The organism is Ihubacter massiliensis (genome assembly GCF_024125305.1).
In the GTDB taxonomy this organism is placed as follows: domain Bacteria; phylum Bacillota; class Clostridia; order Peptostreptococcales; family Anaerovoracaceae; genus Hominibacterium; species Hominibacterium faecale.
In genome coordinates this window covers 4,106,058-4,124,949 of the sequence record NZ_JAMXVH010000001.1, presented here as the reverse complement: position 1 = coordinate 4,124,949, position 18,892 = coordinate 4,106,058, and the positions used below count along the sequence as shown (strand labels likewise).

The 18,892-nt window shown below is 47.2% G+C and carries 19 protein-coding genes; 3 read left to right on the top strand and 16 right to left on the bottom strand.

Annotated features, from left to right (window positions below; translation table 11 throughout):
- Positions 1 to 14: 14 nt before the first annotated feature.
- Genes NIA71_RS18890 through NIA71_RS18870 form a run of 5 tightly spaced genes read right to left on the bottom strand, consistent with a single transcriptional unit; the run spans position 15 to position 6,538 of the window.
- Entirely contained in the window at positions 15 to 1,424 is a 1,410-nt protein-coding gene (locus tag NIA71_RS18890; RefSeq protein WP_253021201.1) for a four-carbon acid sugar kinase family protein, read from the bottom strand.
- A gap of 1 nt (position 1,425) precedes the next feature.
- On the bottom strand, positions 1,426 to 2,319 hold the full coding sequence (locus NIA71_RS18885) for an NAD(P)-binding domain-containing protein (protein WP_227754706.1): 894 nt from the start codon (positions 2,317 to 2,319) through the stop codon (positions 1,426 to 1,428).
- Between the two features lie 48 nt (positions 2,320 to 2,367).
- The gene (locus tag NIA71_RS18880) at positions 2,368 to 3,972 is read right to left on the bottom strand and encodes an APC family permease (RefSeq protein ID WP_253021200.1); all 1,605 of its coding nucleotides are present in this window, start codon (positions 3,970 to 3,972) and stop codon (positions 2,368 to 2,370) included.
- A 13-nt stretch (positions 3,973 to 3,985) separates the two neighbouring features.
- Positions 3,986 to 5,275 (bottom strand): M24 family metallopeptidase, encoded by a 1,290-nt coding sequence (locus tag NIA71_RS18875; protein ID WP_148397669.1) that lies wholly within the window; start codon positions 5,273 to 5,275, stop codon positions 3,986 to 3,988.
- A gap of 12 nt (positions 5,276 to 5,287) precedes the next feature.
- Entirely contained in the window at positions 5,288 to 6,538 is a 1,251-nt protein-coding gene (locus NIA71_RS18870) for a M24 family metallopeptidase (protein WP_253021199.1), read from the bottom strand.
- A 95-nt stretch (positions 6,539 to 6,633) separates the two neighbouring features.
- Here NIA71_RS18870 and NIA71_RS18865 point away from each other — a divergent pair, with 95 nt between their 5' ends.
- Positions 6,634 to 7,290, top strand: a complete 657-nt coding sequence (locus NIA71_RS18865; RefSeq protein WP_148397667.1) for a GntR family transcriptional regulator — start codon at positions 6,634 to 6,636, stop codon at positions 7,288 to 7,290.
- A 167-nt stretch (positions 7,291 to 7,457) separates the two neighbouring features.
- Here NIA71_RS18865 and NIA71_RS18860 read toward each other — a convergent pair whose 3' ends face one another.
- Positions 7,458 to 7,877: a DUF5391 family protein gene (locus tag NIA71_RS18860; protein WP_227754707.1), complete on the bottom strand. Its 420-nt coding sequence runs from the start codon at positions 7,875 to 7,877 to the stop codon at positions 7,458 to 7,460.
- A 160-nt stretch (positions 7,878 to 8,037) separates the two neighbouring features.
- Here NIA71_RS18860 and NIA71_RS18855 point away from each other — a divergent pair, with 160 nt between their 5' ends.
- Positions 8,038 to 8,751, top strand: coding sequence for a LytR/AlgR family response regulator transcription factor (locus tag NIA71_RS18855; RefSeq protein WP_148397665.1), 714 nt, complete (start codon positions 8,038 to 8,040; stop codon positions 8,749 to 8,751).
- Positions 8,733 to 9,818 carry a sensor histidine kinase gene (locus tag NIA71_RS18850; RefSeq protein WP_148397664.1) on the top strand — a complete coding sequence of 362 codons (1,086 nt, stop codon included), beginning with the start codon at positions 8,733 to 8,735 and terminating at the stop codon, positions 9,816 to 9,818. Before NIA71_RS18855 ends, NIA71_RS18850 begins: the two co-directional genes overlap by 19 nt.
- 10 nt (positions 9,819 to 9,828) lie before the next feature.
- On the opposite strand, the gene NIA71_RS18845 is transcribed toward NIA71_RS18850, so the two are convergent.
- The 10 genes from NIA71_RS18845 to NIA71_RS18800 form a co-directional block, all read right to left on the bottom strand.
- On the bottom strand, positions 9,829 to 11,157 hold the full coding sequence (locus tag NIA71_RS18845; RefSeq protein ID WP_148397663.1) for a replication-associated recombination protein A: 1,329 nt from the start codon (positions 11,155 to 11,157) through the stop codon (positions 9,829 to 9,831).
- A gap of 84 nt (positions 11,158 to 11,241) precedes the next feature.
- On the bottom strand, positions 11,242 to 11,796 hold the full coding sequence (locus NIA71_RS18840) for a flavodoxin domain-containing protein (protein WP_148397662.1): 555 nt from the start codon (positions 11,794 to 11,796) through the stop codon (positions 11,242 to 11,244).
- Positions 11,793 to 12,293 carry a MarR family winged helix-turn-helix transcriptional regulator gene (locus NIA71_RS18835; protein ID WP_253021198.1) on the bottom strand — a complete coding sequence of 167 codons (501 nt, stop codon included), beginning with the start codon at positions 12,291 to 12,293 and terminating at the stop codon, positions 11,793 to 11,795. Before NIA71_RS18835 ends, NIA71_RS18840 begins: the two co-directional genes overlap by 4 nt.
- A gap of 137 nt (positions 12,294 to 12,430) precedes the next feature.
- A complete protein-coding gene (locus tag NIA71_RS18830; protein WP_148397660.1) occupies positions 12,431 to 13,390 on the bottom strand; it encodes a serine hydrolase domain-containing protein in 960 nt (319 codons plus the stop codon).
- 31 nt (positions 13,391 to 13,421) lie between these two features.
- Complete coding sequence (locus NIA71_RS18825) at positions 13,422 to 14,246, bottom strand: MerR family transcriptional regulator (protein WP_148397659.1); 825 nt, start codon at positions 14,244 to 14,246, stop codon at positions 13,422 to 13,424.
- 79 nt (positions 14,247 to 14,325) lie between these two features.
- Complete coding sequence (locus NIA71_RS18820) at positions 14,326 to 15,561, bottom strand: hypothetical protein (RefSeq protein ID WP_253021197.1); 1,236 nt, start codon at positions 15,559 to 15,561, stop codon at positions 14,326 to 14,328.
- A 180-nt stretch (positions 15,562 to 15,741) separates the two neighbouring features.
- Positions 15,742 to 16,488, bottom strand: a complete 747-nt coding sequence (locus NIA71_RS18815) for an alpha/beta fold hydrolase (protein ID WP_148397657.1) — start codon at positions 16,486 to 16,488, stop codon at positions 15,742 to 15,744.
- A 392-nt stretch (positions 16,489 to 16,880) separates the two neighbouring features.
- A complete protein-coding gene (locus NIA71_RS18810; RefSeq protein ID WP_253021196.1) occupies positions 16,881 to 17,237 on the bottom strand; it encodes a molecular chaperone Hsp90 in 357 nt (118 codons plus the stop codon).
- Between the two features lie 124 nt (positions 17,238 to 17,361).
- Positions 17,362 to 17,712 (bottom strand): DUF2200 domain-containing protein, encoded by a 351-nt coding sequence (locus tag NIA71_RS18805; protein WP_253021195.1) that lies wholly within the window; start codon positions 17,710 to 17,712, stop codon positions 17,362 to 17,364.
- A 544-nt stretch (positions 17,713 to 18,256) separates the two neighbouring features.
- A complete protein-coding gene (locus tag NIA71_RS18800) occupies positions 18,257 to 18,889 on the bottom strand; it encodes a GNAT family N-acetyltransferase (RefSeq protein ID WP_253021194.1) in 633 nt (210 codons plus the stop codon).
- Positions 18,890 to 18,892 lie beyond the last annotated feature (3 nt).

The following is an 18,892-nucleotide window of genomic DNA, read 5'->3' as shown; positions in this document are numbered from 1 at the left end:
ACCGCACCTTCTTTCTACTCCGCCAGCAGCTCCGCCACTTCCATTAAGGTATCGTCCTCCCCCACATTTCCCGGAAAGATGATATAAGGCACATCTTGATATGCTCCCGAAGATTGGCTCTTCCAGACAGGGATACCCGGCTTGATCTGACCCAGCACTTCTGCCCGCCTGATCTGCAGCGCCTTAGTGGCGATATCGCTGGAAGTAATGCCGCCTTTGGCGATGATAAACCTGGGAATGATACGAATGCTGGTGACAATGGATGAAACCGCATCCGATATTTTCACAGAGCGGACCAGAACAGCTTCCCTGGTATCCCCTTCCACATGCAGAGGCCGCCGTCTGGTAAAGATCACAGCTGTTTTACCCTCCCTTATGGCCTGTTCGGCCGCTTGTATAACACGGTCCTGTTCTGCTGCAAGGGCTGCTTCGTCCAAAACACAGTCGGAATCGAATTGGAGAAAAACAGCGTTTTTCAGCCCCCTTAGTTCATTGAGCTGCCTGGTTGTTTTCTCTGCGTATGAACCGACGATAATGAGCCCTCCAGATGCTGACCTGCCGTCAAGCAGCTGTTGTCTGTCCAGCAGCGGAGCATCGCTGATTCCGCCAAGAACTTTCACAATGGATGCCGCCGACCGGATCAGAAAGCGTTTTCCTTTGTCCATTGCCCGGTAAAAGGCCGCGCAAAACACCTTTAAATCCTGATACGTTTCCCCATTGACAATCACTTTATTGAAATCCTTTACATCCAGAAGCAGCTTTTCAATTTTATCCAGTTCACCGCTGCGGAGCATCTCCAAAGAAACGGAGCTTATAGTTTCGGCTGGGAATGCTCCGCCCGTCTTTTCTGCAATGTAGTCTTTTAAATTTGAGGAGCAGTAGCCGAAGGTTTTGTCCTTTGCAAATTCCGTATCCCCTGCGGGAATCAAAGCTTCCCCTTCTTTCACATAGTGAACATCCCCAATGGTCAATCTTCCTCCTTCCTGGAAAAAGGGGCATAAGATCTCCCCGTCAACGGGAAATGCCTGCTCAAGTACAGATCGCAGGGTGCTGGTTTCCAAAGGATAATGCCCCCGGAGGGTGGAATCGCTCCTGCTTATGATCAGAAAGTCCTTGTTTTTTTCCTGGGAAACCGCTAAAATCGTTTCGGCGATTTCTTCGTGCAGCGCCCTGGTTTCCGATTCTGTCATGGATCTGGAATTGGTCAAAATATAAAACAGCTTATTTTCTTCGTCAAAACCTGCTTCAATGCTGCTTTTGCTCCAATCGGTATAGACCGAAACTCCACGAACGGTCTGGGTCCCCGTAGGATCGTCGTCCAGCACGATCAGCTTTTTTTCATTTTGCTCAATTTCATTCTTCAAGATGCGCTCTATCGCGGAATCGTCCTGAATCCTTTGTCTTTCAAATGCTGATTTTTCCATCTTATTCCCCCTCGCAGCTGACTTCCACTCCTGCCAGCCTTTCAAAATACTGAATGATCCCGCTGTGGTCATCTTCCATGTTCCCGCTGACATCCAACGCCTGCATCACCTGAAAAAGCTGCGCTGTAAACGGAAGCGGGATTTTTTGATCCTTCGCTGTTTCCAAAACGTTTTTAATATCCTTATGATTGACGGCAATCTTTCCTCCAGGGGTAAAATCCCGTTTCAGGATCATGGGCAGTTTGGCATCCAGCACTTCACTTCCGGCCAAACCTCCCCGGATCGCCTGGTATACCTTTTCCGGATCCGCGCCAGCTTTTTTCACAAAAACGAAGGCTTCGGAAACTGCGGCAATGGACAGATTGACGATAATTTGATTGGCCAGTTTGGCGATGCTCCCGCTGCCCGGTCCTCCGATGCGCACGGAGCTGCTGCCCATGATTTCAAAATACGGCTTCAGCGTCTGGCAGTTTTGTTCATCGCCGCCGGCCATAAAGGACAACGTGCCGTCAACTGCCTTCGGCTCGCCGCCGCTGACGGGAGCATCCACAAAGGCAACGCCCATTTTTTCCAGCCTCTTATGGCAGTCGCGGGATTGGTCCGGTGTGACCGAACTCATGTCGCAGATGATCCGTGGTTTCTTTGGGGAGAAAGTAAGTCCTCCCTCTCCAAAGATAACCTCCTTTACAATGTCCCCATTGGGTAAAATCATGAAAACCAAGTCGCATTCTCTGCCGATTTCCGATACTGTGCCAACAGGCAGCCCTTGCTGCTTTATGCTCTCAAGCACACCATCGTCAACATCGTTTACCAGGATATCCTCGCCGGCATGATAAAGATTTAACGCCATCGGCCTACCCATGATTCCCAATCCAATAAAACCAATTTTTTTCATATGTATCCTTTCTTTCGACAATCCATTGTTGCCTGTTTTATATAGGCGCTACCGGTCAATTTTTTTCCCAACGCGAAGAAGGATAATCGCTGCTGCATATAAGATGATCGTCGCTGCTGTGAGCACCCACATGAAGGTGTCGAACATTTGATTCATTCCGTAAGTTTCATCATAATAGCTTTCTCCGCCAGCCTCGTACCACGGAAGGAAGAACCGTCCCGCCAGTCCAACGGTGGCCAGCATCAAGCACAAATTTCCGATCCGTCTCAGATCTCCTTGTCCCAGTTTTGTCCTTGGATTGAGCGGATAATGGTCAGGGTCAATCACGGCCAGACCGCCGTATCTTCTCTTCCAGAACACATATACCACCGGCCCGCTGACAAGTCCTATGACGCCGCCGATAAAGTAATCGGCGCCATTGACAAATAAAGCGCACACGGCCAGGATGATGGGAACAATGCAGATAACGGTAAAGACACCGTCGCTGACAGGAAGCTTGAAGGTCCGTTCCTCATCGGGGATTGTTTTTCTCAGCCGGATAGCAGCAATGTAAATGACGATATACGAGGTCATGAAGAAAAATACATCGATGACTACAATCGCCGTGAAGTCAAACTGGCACATAATGATATCCACTGCGCCCATGATTAAGATTGGAACATACGGTACGCCTCTTTTCTTAGAAACCTTCACCAGGATCGGAGGCGCCAGCCTGTCATGGGACAGGGTGAAAAAGCCTCTTGAACTGGTGGCAATATAAGCGTTGCATAAAGCTGCCATTGCCCCTGCCGAGATAAATAGGAAAACAATACCGGTCCAGGAACCCAGATAATTGGTCAATACGGTATGGTAGCCGACTGGTGCGGAAGGATCCGTGCTCCAGTTCTCCCACTGGCCGATGGATGCCAGGCCTCCGGTAATGGGCAGCACATAGGTTGCGACGATCAGCGGTATGGCGATTACCAGCGCCTTGGGAATTACCTGGGGCTGTTTGATCTCCCCTGCAACGGTGGACAGACTTTCGTAACCCGAATACATCCACATGCCAATGATGATCCCGGACGCCGCGGCTTCCAAGAGGCCCATGCCCTCGGGCACGAAAGGATCGAAGGGGTTGTTGTTCCAATGTACAAACCCCAGGATGGCAATCAGCCCAAAAGCGGTCAGAACTAACAGGATGAAAAACCGGGTAACAACGCTGACATCACCAATTCCGCGAATGTTGAGGCCGATCAGAAGGATGACCAGCGCAACCCGCAAAATATAGGTCTCAGTCTGATTGAGTTCAAGTGCCATTCCGATATATCCGCTGGCAAGAACGATTGATTCGGCGTTGCCTATATAGCAGGAACAGGTCCGCCACCAGTTGGACTGAAAGCCCCAAAATTCGCCCAGACCTTCCTGTACCCACTTATAATAGCCGCCTTCCACCGGCCGGGCGCCTCCCAGCTCCGCGGAAACAAAGCCCATGGGCAGTCCCCAGATAAACGGGATCACCAGCAGCAGGACAATGGTCATTCCCGGCCCGCAGGCCGGAACCATTTCTTCCACGCCGTACGCACCGGCGGCCACCAGCGAAAAGACCATCGTAATAGCGGCCAAAAGGCCCACGTGATATTGTTTGATCTCCCCGCCTGTTTCGAATTTTTTCATTGTTTTCCTCCATTCATTCCGCCAGAGGAGAATCCGGGTCCACGATTTGCAGCTCCCACGGTGTCGTTCCCAGAATTCTGGCTTCCTTTTCCGTAAAAACAAGCGTGTCCACTATACCGAATCCGGTTTCAAAGTTCACCACCATCCCCGGTTCGAACCTGGCGCCATTGGAATCAATATATGGATCGTAAACAAAGTTGCCTACCCAATCGGGCGGAAAGGAGATGCCCAGCTCATAGCCGCCGAGCCAGTATTGTTCATCCCAAGCGCCTTCCTCTTTAATAAATCGCGTGATCTCGTCGTAAAAATCATCGATGGACAAATTGGGCTTGATGATCTTTGCTACTTGTTTCATAATTTTTCCTGCCATCGTATAAGATTCCGCGATTTCGTTGGGCGGTTCTCCCAGGGAGTAGGCCCGCACCTGATCAGCATGGTATCGGTTATAGACACCGCACAGATCCACTGCTACCGGATTATTGCGAATCAGTTTTTTTCTTCCCGCAGGCGAATGAACCCACCAGTATTTTCCCGTTCCAAATCGGCACATATCCACCAGCGACATGCTCTCGCCGCCCGCTCTCATCATGGCCGAGGTATACTCAGCCACCAGCTCCAGCTCGGTCATTCCTTCATGGAGATTATCCCGGATGGCTTTATGCCCAATATCGGCAATGTGGGCCGCTTTTTCGATGCAGTTGATCTCCAGAGGTGACTTGATCGTTCGAATGTCGAGAACAATGTCCGTTCCATCAACGATTTTTGCGCCTTTTGCTTCCAGCTTTGCCTGAAAGATTTCGCTCACGGTTCTCGGAGGGCGGTAGCTCCCCATTTCCAGGGCCACCACGCCTTTAAGCCAGCCTTCGTTATAAAGGTCTTTGACCACCAGGTCCATGAAATCTTCGCCTGGGCCCGGACACTCCCGCGCTTCTCCCATCATCACGTCCTGGGGGATATCGTTCTTGATTCTCGGATCCGTGCAGCAGGTGCTTCCATAAACCGCGCCCTCTTCATCCACACAGTCAAAGATCATGAACTTATCCGAATTGACGTGGATGGCGGCTCCTGTAATCTTTGTATCGTTCCACACAGGAGAGGAATTGGCTCTGTACCAGATCAACTTGAGGCCGCTGACGTAGTAAACGTTTTCGGGGAGAGTCAGATAAAGGGTATCGATGCCTTTTTCCTCCATTTTCTTTCTTATTTTATTCAATCGGTTTTTATATTCATACAGCGGGAAAGGCAGCTCCATATCCTCGCTGATCAGACTCAAGTCTTTCATCGGCTCAATCAGTTTCCTCATTCTCCTTACCTCCTAATCGGTTATCATCAGTTCACGGGTTGTATTTCCCAGAATTTCAACTTCGTCTTCTGTGAAAAGAATCGTATCCATCCCGCCCATGCCAGTCTTAAAGGTAACGGCCATACCGGGCTCAAAACATTCGTCTTGATGCTCCCTATTGGGACCGTGGACAAATTGGCCGCACCAGTCGGGCGCAAACCCAATGCCGATTTCATAGCCGCCCATCCGCTTTTGGGACTCTTCCAGGCCCAGCTCTTTGCAGGTCTTCATCAGTTTTTCGTAGAATTCTCTCACTGGCATATTAGGTTTTAATATGCGTATCACTTCCTCCATGACCAGTCCATTGGCTCTGTGATAGAGATCGGCAAAGTCCGGATCCGGTTTTCCGATATAGCAGCACCGTCCCATCGGAGCATGGTAACGGTTATAAACGCCTGCCAGATCGATCCGGACCGGCTCGCCGGGCATAATGAGCTTTCTGCCGGCGGGAGCATGGCCGCACCACAGCTTTCCCCTTCCGCTTTGAACCAGATCGGCGACAGCTCCGCTTTCGCCCCCTGCTTTCATCATCGCGCAGGTATAGATGCCCGCCAGCTCCAGTTCTGTCATGCCGGCGCAAAGCTGTGCAGCCGCAGCTTCATGGCCGATATCGGCGATGGCGCTGGCCTTTCTGATATAGTTGAGTTCCATAGGTGATTTTTTTCTGCGGATCTTTACTAACAAGTCCGTCCCATCTACAACCCGGCATCCATGCTCTTCCAGCTTGGCCTTCATCCTGTCGCCGACAGTTCTGGGTGTTCTTGGGCATCTCATCTCCAAAGCGGCACTGCCTGTAATCCAGCCCTCTGCTTTCAGGTTGTCTGCGACAAAATCATAAAGATCGGATCCGTTTTCTGCGGATTGTGACTGCGTTTCATCCATGATCCGAATATCGGATGCGCAGGTTGAACCGGATACCAGCCCATATTCGTCCTTTGTTTCAAACAGGATAAAATAGTCATGATCCACATGGACTGCGATTCCGGCCGCTTTTTCTTCGTCCCGCGCCGACGGCGACCCATTCCTGTACCAGGCCAGGTTCAGGCCGCTGATATAATACATGCTTTCGGGAGAAGTCAGATAGAGCAAATCGATCTCCCGGGCAGCCATTTCTCTGCGGATTTTTCTGAGCCTTACCTGATATTCCGCCAGAGGAAAAGGCAGCCGGGCATTTTCGTAGACCACATCCATTTCCGGCAGTACTTTGACTTTTTGATTCGACATGTTCAACTCCTTTCATTTTCATACATTAACTGAATATTGGTATTGCGAAGGTTTTTTGCATAGTGTACAATGAATCCGGAAAAGAGGAATTCATCATGCAAAACACAAAACCTTTACAACAAACGGCTTATGACTATATCCAGGCTTTAATCTTGGACGATCAGTTTCAATACGATCAGATTTATTCGGAAACCAAATTATCCAAAGAAATCGGAATCTCGCGCACGCCCGTGCGGGATGCGCTTCTTCGTCTGGCGCAGGAAAAGTATATCGATATCATCCCCAGCAAGGGGTTCTGCCTTCATCAGCTGACGCCTCAGGATATCATCGAAACCTTTCAGGTGCGTTCCGCCATCGAGGGCTACTGTACTTACCAAATCACCCAGAATTACAGCAGCGATAAGGCCCGTCTCCTTTTCGACAAACTGGGCGGCTATCTGCAGCTGCAAAAGGAGATCGCGGAAAACTCCGGGGATATCAATCAGTTCGTCGATTATGACAATCAGTTTCATATTGAAACGGTCGCCTATGCGGGCAATTCAGCCTTTGATCAATTATTCGCAAGCTTTATCTACCAAATCAAGCGGCTGGCAATCCTTTCGCTGAAACACGAAGGCCGGATGGAAGCCACCATCAAAGAGCATGAAGCTATGCTGAACGCTATGAAATCCGGCGATCTGGCGAATATTTATGACATTACCATGCTCCATATGGAAAATCCAAAAATACTCAACCTGGAAGATGTTCTGTAATTTTGATTAATCAGCATACCGGTATACCGGTATTATACTTCAACTGATTTCGACAGGCAAGCCCCAATGACAAAAAATTCTGTATATTTTTTTGTTGTGCAAAAAACATACAGAATTTTTGTTTGCTCTCATATGAAAGGAACTGCTGCTGCCGGTCTGATCCCTTTTTACCTTCTCCGAAAGGCAGCCCAATACCAAACCCCATTATAGATGACTGTGATCACGCACAATCCATTAAGCACCGCGGCCGCAGGCGTGCTTTCAAGGGGGATTTGCGCTCTGGGCAGCAGATTCAAAAGCGAACGTACAAAACCGCTGGAAGCCAGTAAAATCCCAAAAGCCCCAACCGTATAAATTCCGACCACAAAGGCCAGCACATATTTCATGCTCTTTACATGCAGTCCGTATATCAGCAGCGGAATGAAGTACATCAGGCTGATCACCAAAAGGGCATTGTACATTTCCGGACTGGCAAACTGGTTGGCATGCCCCACTTGGGCATACGGCGTCAGGGTGGCCGTCACTGTGATAGCCATGAATAATAATGCGGAAAAAATTGTCATCACTACAAACCTTTTTTGTTCCATATCAGCTTTTACCTCCTTTTCCTCTACTGTACACGATGAAAGCGTCCGCTATTTATTTGCTGTCATAAATTGCAGGGCAATCTGTCATTTTTGAACGGCTTCGGACATTGAAAAAATAGTTTTCAGCGATTATAATGGTCAGGGAAGGCAGGTGGAGAATATGGTGCGAGTCGCTTTTGTTGATGACAGCAAGGCCGTCATTGCCCAGCTGGAAGAATATATGGCCGCAATCCCGCTTTCTTATGTGGATTGCAGTTTTTTCTATTCCGGCCAGGAATTATTAACCTATATGGAAAAGACAAAGGAACCGTTTCACATCTATTTTCTAGATATATCCATGCCTGGCATTGATGGCATCCGTACGGCGGAGACTATTCGAAGCCAGGACAGGCACTGCGTCATTATTTTTCTCACAGATTACAAGGAATTTGTGTATCAGGTGTTTGAGGTGCTGCCATTCCGCTTTCTTAGAAAGCCTCTGGATCAGCCCGCTTTTGCGGATATTTTCATGCAGGCCCTGGAACATTTGCAGACGTTTAGCAGCCTTTTTTTCTTCAAAATCGGCAGGGAACGCTTTCAGATCCCTTACGGAGAGATTCTTTATTTTGAAGCACAAGGGCGCAGGGTCCGTTTAAAAATGGAGGAAAAGGAGTTTTTGTTTTACATGAAGATCCGGGAGATTGGCCGCCAAGTAGACAATACCCTCTTTGTCCAGTGTCATGTGTCTTATCTGGTCAATATGGAACAGATCCACTCCATCAGCGACCGACTGGTCATCTTAAAAAATGGTGAGCAGATTCCCATCAGCAAGAAATACCGGCAAGAGGTCCGGTCAAAGCATTTGGATTTTGTGAAATGGCGGTGCGGAAAGTGATTATATCCATGTTTGAATATCTTCTCGACCTGCTGCTATGCTTGCTGGATGTGCTTTTAATTTTCGAGCTTATGAACCGGTCTTACGGGAAAATACCCGCCCGGCGGAGCCTGCTTTATGGTATTATGATCGGGCTGACCTTCCTTTGCGTTTCCTGGTATCACTACACCGGCGAATACGTCAATCCCTTTTTTGACCTGGCGGTCTATTTATGCCTGCTGGGTTTTTATCCCTCCAGCTTCAAGAAAAAGCTTTTATTCAGCATTGCTTTAATCACTTTTACGCTTTTGCTGAGCGGTTATTACAGCGGTCCCCTGCGTGAAGCCGCATTGTATCATTTACCCCTTCAGCTGATCTTTTTGTTGATTAATTTGATCGTTTTTGTCCTTTTCAGCGAATTTACCAAGTTCTATTCCAGGTCCTGGGAAAACGCATTGCTGCAGCAACAAGTGGCCTATCAGAAGCGCCGCTATAAGGATTTAGAGGCAGCAAACAAGGAAGTCCGGGAACTGCGCCATGAAATGAAAAACCATTTGAAAACGGCTGCCTATCTCTACAAGCAAGGTTCCCAATCAGAGCTGGCCGATTATCTGCAGGAAACGCTGGATCGCCTGACAGACATCGATCAAGTGATTACCACCGGCCATCTGGAAATCGATGCCCTGCTCAATATCAAGCTACGGGAATTGGAAGAAACAGGCGCTTCATGCAGCGCGGACATCCTGATTCCTTCCGATTTGGCGCTTCCTTTTACCGATATGGTGGTAATTCTAGGCAATCTTTTTGACAATGCCGGAGAAGCTTGTGAAACTCTGCCAGCCGCACAGCGGCATGTCTCTTTTACCATGCGTTATACGGAAGGCTGTTTATGGATCAATATGAAAAATCCTTATGATGTTTTTTCTACTGTCACCAAGAAGCAGGACCGGCTGTCTCATGGACTGGGCCTGAAAAACATTGAAAAAACGGTACAAAAATACAATGGGACCCTGGCCTATTCGGCGCAGGATCACATTTTTTCCGTAGATCTGATTTTATATATCGGGGAGCCCCGCGGGATGGCATGATGGCCGCTTTTTATTTTATCGGTTTTTCGTGCTCCCGTTTCCAGGCTTTAATCTGGTCCAGCCTGGTTTTATATTTGGCTTCCAGCCCTTGCTGGGTCGGCTGGTAATATTGCCTGCCTAAGAGGGAGTCCGGCAGGCATTGCATATTGGTCAGCTTTTCCTCTGTATCATGGGCATATTGATACCCTTCCCCATATTTCAAATCCTTCATCAGCCGGGTTGGGGCATTGCGGATCACAAGGGGCACCGGTTCGCTGAGCTGGGTCAGCGCATCCTTTTTGGCCTGTTCGTATGCCATGTAGAGGGCGTTGGACTTTGGCGCCAGCGACAAATAAACGACTGCCTGGGTTAGATGAACGCTGCACTCCGGCATGCCGATAAAATGACATGCCTGATATGCGGCCACTGCGATTTCCAAAGCTCGGGGATCTGCCAGTCCCACATCCTCGCTGGCAAAGCGGGTAACGCGGCGCGCCACATACAAGGGATCTTCCCCGGCTTCCAGCATCCGGGCCAGCCAGTAAACAGCCGCGTCCGGGTCGGAGTTGCGCATGGATTTGTGCAGGGCTGAAATGATATTGTAATGCTCTTCGCCGGTTTTATCGTAGAGCAGAGACTTCTTGGAGATGCACTGTTCCAGCGTTTCTTCGGTGACGACTACGGAATCTCCGTCCATCTCTCCGTTAAGCACAACCATTTCCAGCGTGGAGAGAGCCGTCCTGGCATCACCGTTTGCGAAGTTTGCGATCACCTCCAGCATGTGATCGGCCATTGTGATCTTTTGGCCGCCGAATCCCAGGGGATTTTTCAGGGCCCGATCCAATAAATCTTTTAATTCTTCGATTTTCAGCGCCTGCAATACGAACACTTTACATCGTGAAAGCAGAGCGCCGTTGACCTCAAAAGAAGGATTCTCTGTAGTTGCGCCGATTAATACGATACTTCCCTTCTCCACAAAAGGAAGGAACGCGTCCTGCTGGGCTTTGTTGAAACGGTGGATCTCATCGACAAAGACAATGGTCTTTTCTCCGAAACGCCTGTTTTCTTCCGCCTGCTGCATCACGCCCCGAATCTCTTTAATGCCGCTGGTCACTGCGGAAAAGTCGATAAAAGAAGCCTTTGTTCGATTGGCAATAATCCGGGCCAGAGTGGTTTTTCCCACGCCCGGCGGCCCCCAAAAAATCATGGAGGAGATTTGGTCACTTTCGATCAGCCGGTAGAGTACCTTTCCCTTTCCCAGCAAGTGGCTTTGTCCCACAAATTCGTCCAGGGACCGGGGCCGCAGCCTTGCTGCCAGCGGCTGGGCCTGATTATTTTCAAAGAGTGTGAGCTGTTCCATCTTCTCCCCTTTCTTCCCATCTACGCCTGTTTTCTCTATTTTATCACAAAAGACAGACTGCGAACAGTTGTTTGGGGAGGTAATTTAGCGGTTATCTTTTCCGGCAGATTCGAAAGCTTTCGTATACGCCAGCAGTTCTTCCAAGTATTTTGGATCAGTCCAATCGCAGCCTTTTCCGTCCCATTCAAACAGTTCCTTCATCCAGGGTTCAAAATCCTTGGGCTCTTTTTTGCTCAGTGATTTCTTTAGCATTCGGCACAGCATCCGGTCTATCACAGTCATTTTCTCTTCATCGAAGGCGCCTCGTCCATAAAAAATCGGTATTTCCCTGTGAAGTGTCTCTGTATTCCGAAGCTTCAGCTCCTCCAGCATCTTTTGATCAAAAGGGCTTGCGCCTGCTGCAAAGAGAATGAGTTCTTTGTCGGCCAAAGCGGTCAGATGCTTCTTCAGATCCTTGACGATTGAAATTCCCCCTGCATAAATCCCTCCCGCAAGGATAACCAGATCGTATTTTGTGATCGCCTCCCACTGAAACTCTCCAACTTGGTAAGCATCGCAGGAGAGCGCTTCTTGGATCCAGCCGGCATATTTTTTGGCTGCCCCGTATTTTGATTTGTATAAAACGACTGTCTGTTTCATAATGACCCCTTTTCTGCAAGCTCCAGCTTTTTTTCCAGATGGTCGATGCCGCCATACAGTCTCATCAATAGCTGGAATAGCTGCTTAATCTCTTCTTCACTGTAGTCTTCAAACAAGTATTTCAGCTGAGTTTGATAGGATGCGAAGATGTTGTCAAAATAGTCCTTCATCTTATCTGTAGGTTCGATGGTCGATGCACGGACATCGGCGCTGCTTTGTCGGATGGCTACAAAGCCTTTTTTCTCTAAAGCCTGAGCAAGCTTTTTGACATTTTGCCTGGAACATCCCAGCAGCTCTCCCAATTTGGTGAAGGTCAGCTGTTCTTCGGATTGGCGGATCATGGTCAGCAGCATGAACTGCTTTAAGGTAATCTCCGGTATATGGTGGTCAAACAGGGTTTGCAGCCTGTTTCCGGCGATGAACAGCGTGCTGAAGATGGCTTTGATCTGATTTCCGCTTGAATGTGAAAATTTTTGTATTAAATCGTTCAGTTCCATTGTATCTCCTCATATAGGTAACTTGTTTCCTATATTATAGCAACTAGTTACCTATATGTCAATCGTGATAGCCGCTGCTGAGGCAAAATGATCGCTGGAGCGTTGAAACTTTTGCGCCAGCGATCATTTTTTGGGGCCTATTCAGCGGCCGATATATAAGCCTTGATAAACTCGATCCGGTCTTTTACTTTCGGCTTGAAGAAGGAGGTTATGGCTGCCACCATCTTCTTTTTCGTATGGATGAAGATGACATTTCCGCCATCGCCCATGGCCGCATAGCCATCCTCATCGACCCACCATAAATATCCGTATGGCAGCCCCTGTTCTTCCCATCTGCTATGCTCCTTTGTACTCGTTTCAATCCATTTCGGCGACACAATCTGTTTTCCCTGCCACGTTCCGCCGTTCAAACAGAGCTGGCCAATCTTAGCCATTTCCATCGGAGAAAGGGTGAGTCCCCATCCTGCCGTATTGACGCCCTTCGGGTCAGCCACCCAACCGTTTACACACTTAGCCCGATTAAAGGCCAGCTGCTCTTCTTTGCTGTCAAACACCACATTGGGCGGCGCGGCAATTCCCAGCGGTGTAAATAAGTTTTCCGCCGCAAAATCCAGCACGGATTGACCTGTCGCTTTTACCAATATCCCGGTCATAATGTCCGGTCCAATGAGGGGCGCGTATCGGAACTGACCGATCTGCCCCTTGCCTCCCAATAAGTCGAGGGCTGCCTTTACCCAATCGTCGCTGGAAAAAAAGTTCGTGTAGGGCGCGGACCGATACTTGTAGGGCGCCGTCATCGTCAACAGATGCTCGAGGGTAATATGCTGTATGGTGGTTTCTCTTCTTTTTACCGTGTAGTCGGGAAAGAATTCCAGAACTTTCTGCTGAACATTTCGGATATATCCTTTATCAATGGCAATTCCAATGAGGATGGAAACGATGCTTTTGGTTACGGAATAGACATGGATCCGGCTGGAATCTGTGCATCCATGAAAATACTGCTCATACAGCAGCTTTCCATCTTTTCGAACGACGATACCTGCCATATTATCGTAATCTCTGCGGATGACCGCTTCCAGTTCTTTTGCTTCTTTCATAGGTTACTATCCTTTCCTGCCTTCAAAAGTTTCAACGGCTTTTTTTCACTGGGCAAAAAATTTCTGTAATAAGATCCTCTTCACGGGAAACTTGCGAAGGGTCCGTTACATAGACTTCGTAGAGCGGGCCGGCATTTTCATAGCCTTCTTTTTCCGCCCACTCCAGCTGCTTTGCATAAACCGATGGCAGGCCGGAGTATGGGCCTGCCAAAACGGTCTTTAAGCATAGTCCCGGGCAAAAATCCCTCGTACCGGTGGCATATTCTTTCACTGGTACGGCAAATTCCGTGTCAAGACCGATGGGAGTAAACTCCGGGCTGTGGAAAAGCACCATTGGCGGAGCGGCCATTGTCAGTTGATCTGCTGCGATGCGCCTGAACAATTTGCTGAAGCACTGACCATACGCTTCGGCAAACTCGTCTTCGCCAACCGTTTTTCGGATCCACAGCAAATTCATTTTAGAGACTTCCACAAGCTCCACATCGATGCCTTCCAGATACGACATCATGGACTTGCCTTCCTCCAAATTGGTCAGGTCTCTGTCCATTTGCTCCAGGTTGTTTTGGAATTCCTGTACTTGTCTTTCCAGCTGCCGTTTCTTTTTTCGCAGCGCTTCATAGAGGATTTCTTCTTGGGAAGGTCCCGCATGAAGAATCTCCTTGATTTCTTCCAGGGAAAATTGGTAGGCTTTCAGACGGTCGATGAAGAGCATGGTTTTAAGCTGCTCGATCGAATAATAGCGGTAGCCGCTTTCCGGGTTGATTTGATCAGGCAGAATAAGCCCGATTTCCGCATAATAACGCAGGGTCTTTGCTGATACCTTGCAGATTTTTGAGAATTCGCCGATTGATAGCATAGGTCCCCTCCTTTTCACTCTTAGTATAGACTTTACCGCAGGGGAAAAGTCAACCGGATTCTTTTCTGGAAAAGTCCGATTATCCATTGCGTAAATTCATCAACTCTTTTTCTTTCACAGTTATTAAGGTTTCCAAGTCCCCTTCCATACATAATCTTTCTCTGGCGCTTTGTGATTGAGGAATACTTCTCAGGGTCTTTTCATCAATGGGAAGCTCCAATATTGAATGTTTATACTTTGCAATCGAAATGTCTTTATCAAATACCATTCTTTGAACGGGATTCCATTGAATGATGTCCTTTAGTCCCTGGTCTCTTGTTATGAAATAATTCAAAACCGTGGCCTGCTTCTCCATGCTGTTGATCCTCATCTCTTCCGGTAAATTGGATATATGGAATAAATCCCATGCCATTCCCGCAATTTTATCGGTCAAATTTTTAGCAGCCGGCTGCATTTTTGAAAAAAAGCGTCGAATTCCTTCATGATTACTATCCAAAAGATATAGCCCGCATAAATAAAGGGCATTCTCCAGGTAAACGCCCAGCTGCTCATTTACGAAACGAATCATTGTTTCCATTTTCTTTTTGTAAGGCTTTTTAACTCCATGTTTTAATATCATCGTTTCTAATAACAAACAGTAAATTGACTTTGTCCGTTTTTCCTTATCTCGTTCGTGCTCTCTTAATCGTATCATTTCATTCCATGTATCATCCGCCTGCTGATAATCTTCGATATCTATGTCCAGTGCGAGATTTTTAAAATCTTGTTCTCCCAACGGATCAATGGTCAGTCTGCTGAAGGCGTAGAAATATAATAATGCTTGATATACTTTTTCTGTTGACTTCATTCCTTTTTTGTTCAAGCTGTCTTCAATGGAATAAGGCAAGCATGTCAGTGCATAATGGTTGCTTTTTATATACCAAAGCAATTTACAAAAATCATCGTCTTGTCTGCCGTCTTTCAGTGCTTTCGGCAAATAAGACATAATGTTCGAATCAAAATCAATACAAAATCCGATTTTCACCGGAGCTTGTTTTGCTCTGTTTGTTGCTGCCGCCTCCCAAAATTGTTTATTAAGGATGACCGCATTGCGATAATTGCCGATTCCCATAATGTAATAATTCCCAATGGCTTTATCGATACAGTGTTGTGAAATATTCGTATCTTTTTTACCATCGAACAAAACAATATTACAGTCGCTTAAGCAATGATAGTATTTTTGGTATACAGCTATTGGATTGGGCTCTGTTAATATTGCGTACAGAGCCGGTTCTTTTTCTTTGGGAACTCCAATCATTTTTCCCTCCTTTTCCATTCAAGCTTCTCCACAACGCTCACAATCCGGTGTGAGACTGGGCACATTCATAGGGATATCCAGTTCTTTAACGATAAAAAGCATGAACTCCTATGTCAGATATTCGTTCATGCTTTTTGCTGCTTCGTATTGCGGCTGTAACAGCGCTATGCCATTTTTCACTGTTTTGTATTTATGTGGTTATCCTAAAAATTCACTGATCCTTTCCGCGGCTCGTTCTGCACTGGAAAGTATGGCCGGATGAACACCTCTTGGAAAGATTTCAACTTGGGCGCCCGTCTCTTGGGCCATGGCTTGGTATTCTTTCTGGAAATCCGCTCTGGACATTTGATCCTCCGCACTCCCCATAAGCAAAAGAGGCACCCGCAGCTCCCTCAAAGGTTTGACAAACAGCGGCAGCTTTTCCCTGGCGCATTTGAGCAGGGCCTGGGTGTCCAGATCGACCACCTTTTCCCAGTCCTCACCTTGGCACCATTGATAAAAGCCGGCGGCCAGTTCATCTTCCCTGGCGCTTTTTCGTTCCTGGATCAGGTTTTGAGAAAAATCATCCGCCAGCATGCGGCCGTCGAAGCTGTCGGCAACGACTTTTCCAACCAGATCCGGACGTTCCAGTGCAGCATTGATTGCCACCCATGCGCCGCCGCTGGTCCCCACAAGATGGACCTTTTTTCGCCCCAGATGTTCCAATAGTGAAACGGTCTGCCTCGCCTCTTCGATCCACAATTCTGCCGGAAATTTTTCCAGGCGGTCGGATTTTCCATGGCCCAGAAAATCAATGAGGATCACGTGAAACGTTTCCTCGTACAAGGGCAGCAGCGGTTCAAACATTTTGGAGGATGCGGTGTTTCCGTGAAGAAACAGCACCGGACTTCCGCTGCCGGACTCTGTATAATAAATTCTTTGAGATTGATAATTAAAATAGGACATTTTTGCCTCCTAATCTTTCGCTGTTATAACTTTCCGATTAGCAAGGCATGTTAACATCAACGCCTTGCTGTTAATGCTTTGTTATCCGAATTCCCATGTTGAAGGGCCTCCTTTCTTTTATCTGCTTATAGTATAACAGAATTGCGGTCTGAGAAATAGTGGCTGTTGCTTCGAATGCGCGATGCGTTAGATGTTTGGACCGGGAAAATTTTATTGGAAGGTATCGTTTTTTTCAAAAAGTTGTGGGTTTGCGGGGCCTGATATTGAAAAGAAGCAGACTTTGCTGCTTCTGGCTGATTTTGAGAGGCGCATGCGCTTTCGGGCGCATTCTCGCAAACAAGGCTGGTGCATTGATCCCAATCAATGCACCAGCCCCTACTTTAGAAAACTTTTTATTTCAGCATATCATCCTTTTTCTCAAGAATTTCCGCAACGACCATGCAAGCTGGGCAGTCGCAGTATTCCGCTCCAGCGGCCTTGATTTCTTTTGCATGGGCTGCCACATTTTTCGCATCATCGCCAAAGACTTCCGCACCAGCATCCGATTCTGCAAAAGCGATTAAAGTGTCGATGGGCATTATATCTGCCTCCAGTTCAGCAATATACGCTTTGGTTTCACTAGCTTCCCGGTCGGTTCCAACAGCGTCCAGCCAGGCCTGAGCCGCTTCCTTGGTTTCGCTGCTGCAGGTCGGCGCATTGATGAGTTCGTTCGTTTTTTCTACTACATAATTCAAAATCGTTTTATCCATAGTTTAACTCCCCTCTTTTCTCTTAATTTTTCTATATGTTACCATGATCCGGCTGTTTTTGCAATGGGGCATGGTGCGGGTCGTATTATGGAAGGCTGGATGGGACGTGGCGCTGCAGATCAATCTATGCCCGTAAAATTTTTTCCATTGCCTTTCCTTTTGCCAATTCATCAATCAATTTGTCCAAATATCGAATCTGTTTCATGATTGGATCCTTAATTTCTTCAACACGAACACCGCACACAGTCCCCTTTATTTTTTCACTGTTGGGATTTATGCAAGGGGCCTGCTCGAAAAAGGTTTTATAGTCAACGTCATTTCGCAGCTGCTGGGTCAGGCCGACTTCATCGTATCCTGTAAGCCAGCAAATAATTTCGTCGACCTCTTGCTTTGTCCGCTTTTTCTTATCTGCTTTCTGAACAAGCAGGGAATAAATTTTTGAAAATTTCATTGCATATATTTTATGATTTTCCATTGTGGTTTTCCGTTCTTATTGCAGTTTTGTACTTTTCGTGTTGTTGATGGCAGTTGCAGTTAGATTTTGTATCAATCCTGAGCAGCAGGACAGATATCACTGGGGCTTATATTTACTCCATCATTTTCGATTTTCTTCGTACAACTTGATTCCATTTCGAATATCCGGCTTTAATAGAAACGTTCGGAACAGCCAGTTACCTCGCATCAAGTCGTTCCCATAGAAATAGATTTCTTTTTTTAAGTTCCGGGGAGTAATAACTATTTCTATGCCGACAGCCTCGGGAATCCCAGTATCAATGGCAGCGGCACTGTCTGCATAGATTTTGCTCATGCCATTCGTTTAAGTTTATCCGGGGACAGGTTCTCTCGTTCTATTTCGGAAACAGGATAATGATCAAACTGATTCGTATCCTTATGGTAAAAAATCGGTTCTCGCTCTCTCACCGCCAACATTAAACCAATAATTGTACTCACAATTTGCTCCTTTGTTTATAATTCAATCGTATTATCATTTTAGGCTTTTGTCGAATAGCTTTGTCAAATCACTGCACACACGAATTGCTGAGTATATAAAATTCTTCCTGGCTTGGCTGATGCCGTTTTTCCATTTTTTCTAAGGTATCGTCAAAACGCTGCGCCGCTGCCTCATCAATCTGCATGACCGGGCTGTCATAATAAACCCATTTTCTTCCGTCAAAAATATCTGAGCCCAGTTCTTTTACCATCATTGCCGCCGGATATGTCCCGTTTTCGATGCAGACATTGTACTTTTTACAGCTCTTGAACCCACGGCCGACATAATTACCCGGATTTCCAAAGATTACAACTGCATCATACCCAAGGGCCATCGCTTTTTCAAAGGAATGCTCTATCAGCATTTTTCCATAACCCATTCGCTGGTATTCCGGTAAAATGCTGACCGGACCAAACGTCAAAATCTGTTTTTCCTTCTTCGTTTCGTCGATCAGCCTTGCTTTTGTATACATAATATTCCCAATCACGCGGCCGTCCACTTCAATAACAAAATCCAGTTCCCGCACAAAGTCCTCATGTTCACGCATGATATGAACCAGATAATGCTCTGTGCAGCCTGGAACATATAAATTATAAAAAGCCTTTCTGGTGATGGATTCTACTTCTTGATAATCTTTTTTTTCTTCATTTCTAATGACCATTTT

Excerpts from the sequence above, each read along its gene's own strand:
- NIA71_RS18890 (WP_253021201.1), bottom strand. The coding sequence starts at position 1,424 with ATGGAAAAATCAGCATTTGAAAGACAAAGGATTCAGGACGATTCCGCG.
- NIA71_RS18885 (WP_227754706.1), bottom strand. The coding sequence starts at position 2,319 with ATGAAAAAAATTGGTTTTATTGGATTGGGAATCATGGGTAGGCCGATG.
- NIA71_RS18880 (WP_253021200.1), bottom strand. The coding sequence starts at position 3,972 with ATGAAAAAATTCGAAACAGGCGGGGAGATCAAACAATATCACGTGGGC.
- NIA71_RS18875 (WP_148397669.1), bottom strand. The coding sequence starts at position 5,275 with ATGAGGAAACTGATTGAGCCGATGAAAGACTTGAGTCTGATCAGCGAG.
- NIA71_RS18870 (WP_253021199.1), bottom strand. The coding sequence starts at position 6,538 with ATGTCGAATCAAAAAGTCAAAGTACTGCCGGAAATGGATGTGGTCTAC.
- NIA71_RS18865 (WP_148397667.1), top strand. The coding sequence starts at position 6,634 with ATGCAAAACACAAAACCTTTACAACAAACGGCTTATGACTATATCCAG.
- NIA71_RS18860 (WP_227754707.1), bottom strand. The coding sequence starts at position 7,877 with ATGGAACAAAAAAGGTTTGTAGTGATGACAATTTTTTCCGCATTATTA.
- NIA71_RS18855 (WP_148397665.1), top strand. The coding sequence starts at position 8,038 with ATGGTGCGAGTCGCTTTTGTTGATGACAGCAAGGCCGTCATTGCCCAG.
- NIA71_RS18850 (WP_148397664.1), top strand. The coding sequence starts at position 8,733 with ATGGCGGTGCGGAAAGTGATTATATCCATGTTTGAATATCTTCTCGAC.
- NIA71_RS18845 (WP_148397663.1), bottom strand. The coding sequence starts at position 11,157 with ATGGAACAGCTCACACTCTTTGAAAATAATCAGGCCCAGCCGCTGGCA.
- NIA71_RS18840 (WP_148397662.1), bottom strand. The coding sequence starts at position 11,796 with ATGAAACAGACAGTCGTTTTATACAAATCAAAATACGGGGCAGCCAAA.
- NIA71_RS18835 (WP_253021198.1), bottom strand. The coding sequence starts at position 12,293 with ATGGAACTGAACGATTTAATACAAAAATTTTCACATTCAAGCGGAAAT.
- NIA71_RS18830 (WP_148397660.1), bottom strand. The coding sequence starts at position 13,390 with ATGAAAGAAGCAAAAGAACTGGAAGCGGTCATCCGCAGAGATTACGAT.
- NIA71_RS18825 (WP_148397659.1), bottom strand. The coding sequence starts at position 14,246 with ATGCTATCAATCGGCGAATTCTCAAAAATCTGCAAGGTATCAGCAAAG.
- NIA71_RS18820 (WP_253021197.1), bottom strand. The coding sequence starts at position 15,561 with ATGGAAAAGGAGGGAAAAATGATTGGAGTTCCCAAAGAAAAAGAACCG.
- NIA71_RS18815 (WP_148397657.1), bottom strand. The coding sequence starts at position 16,488 with ATGTCCTATTTTAATTATCAATCTCAAAGAATTTATTATACAGAGTCC.
- NIA71_RS18810 (WP_253021196.1), bottom strand. The coding sequence starts at position 17,237 with ATGGATAAAACGATTTTGAATTATGTAGTAGAAAAAACGAACGAACTC.
- NIA71_RS18805 (WP_253021195.1), bottom strand. The coding sequence starts at position 17,712 with ATGGAAAATCATAAAATATATGCAATGAAATTTTCAAAAATTTATTCC.
- NIA71_RS18800 (WP_253021194.1), bottom strand. The coding sequence starts at position 18,889 with ATGGTCATTAGAAATGAAGAAAAAAAAGATTATCAAGAAGTAGAATCC.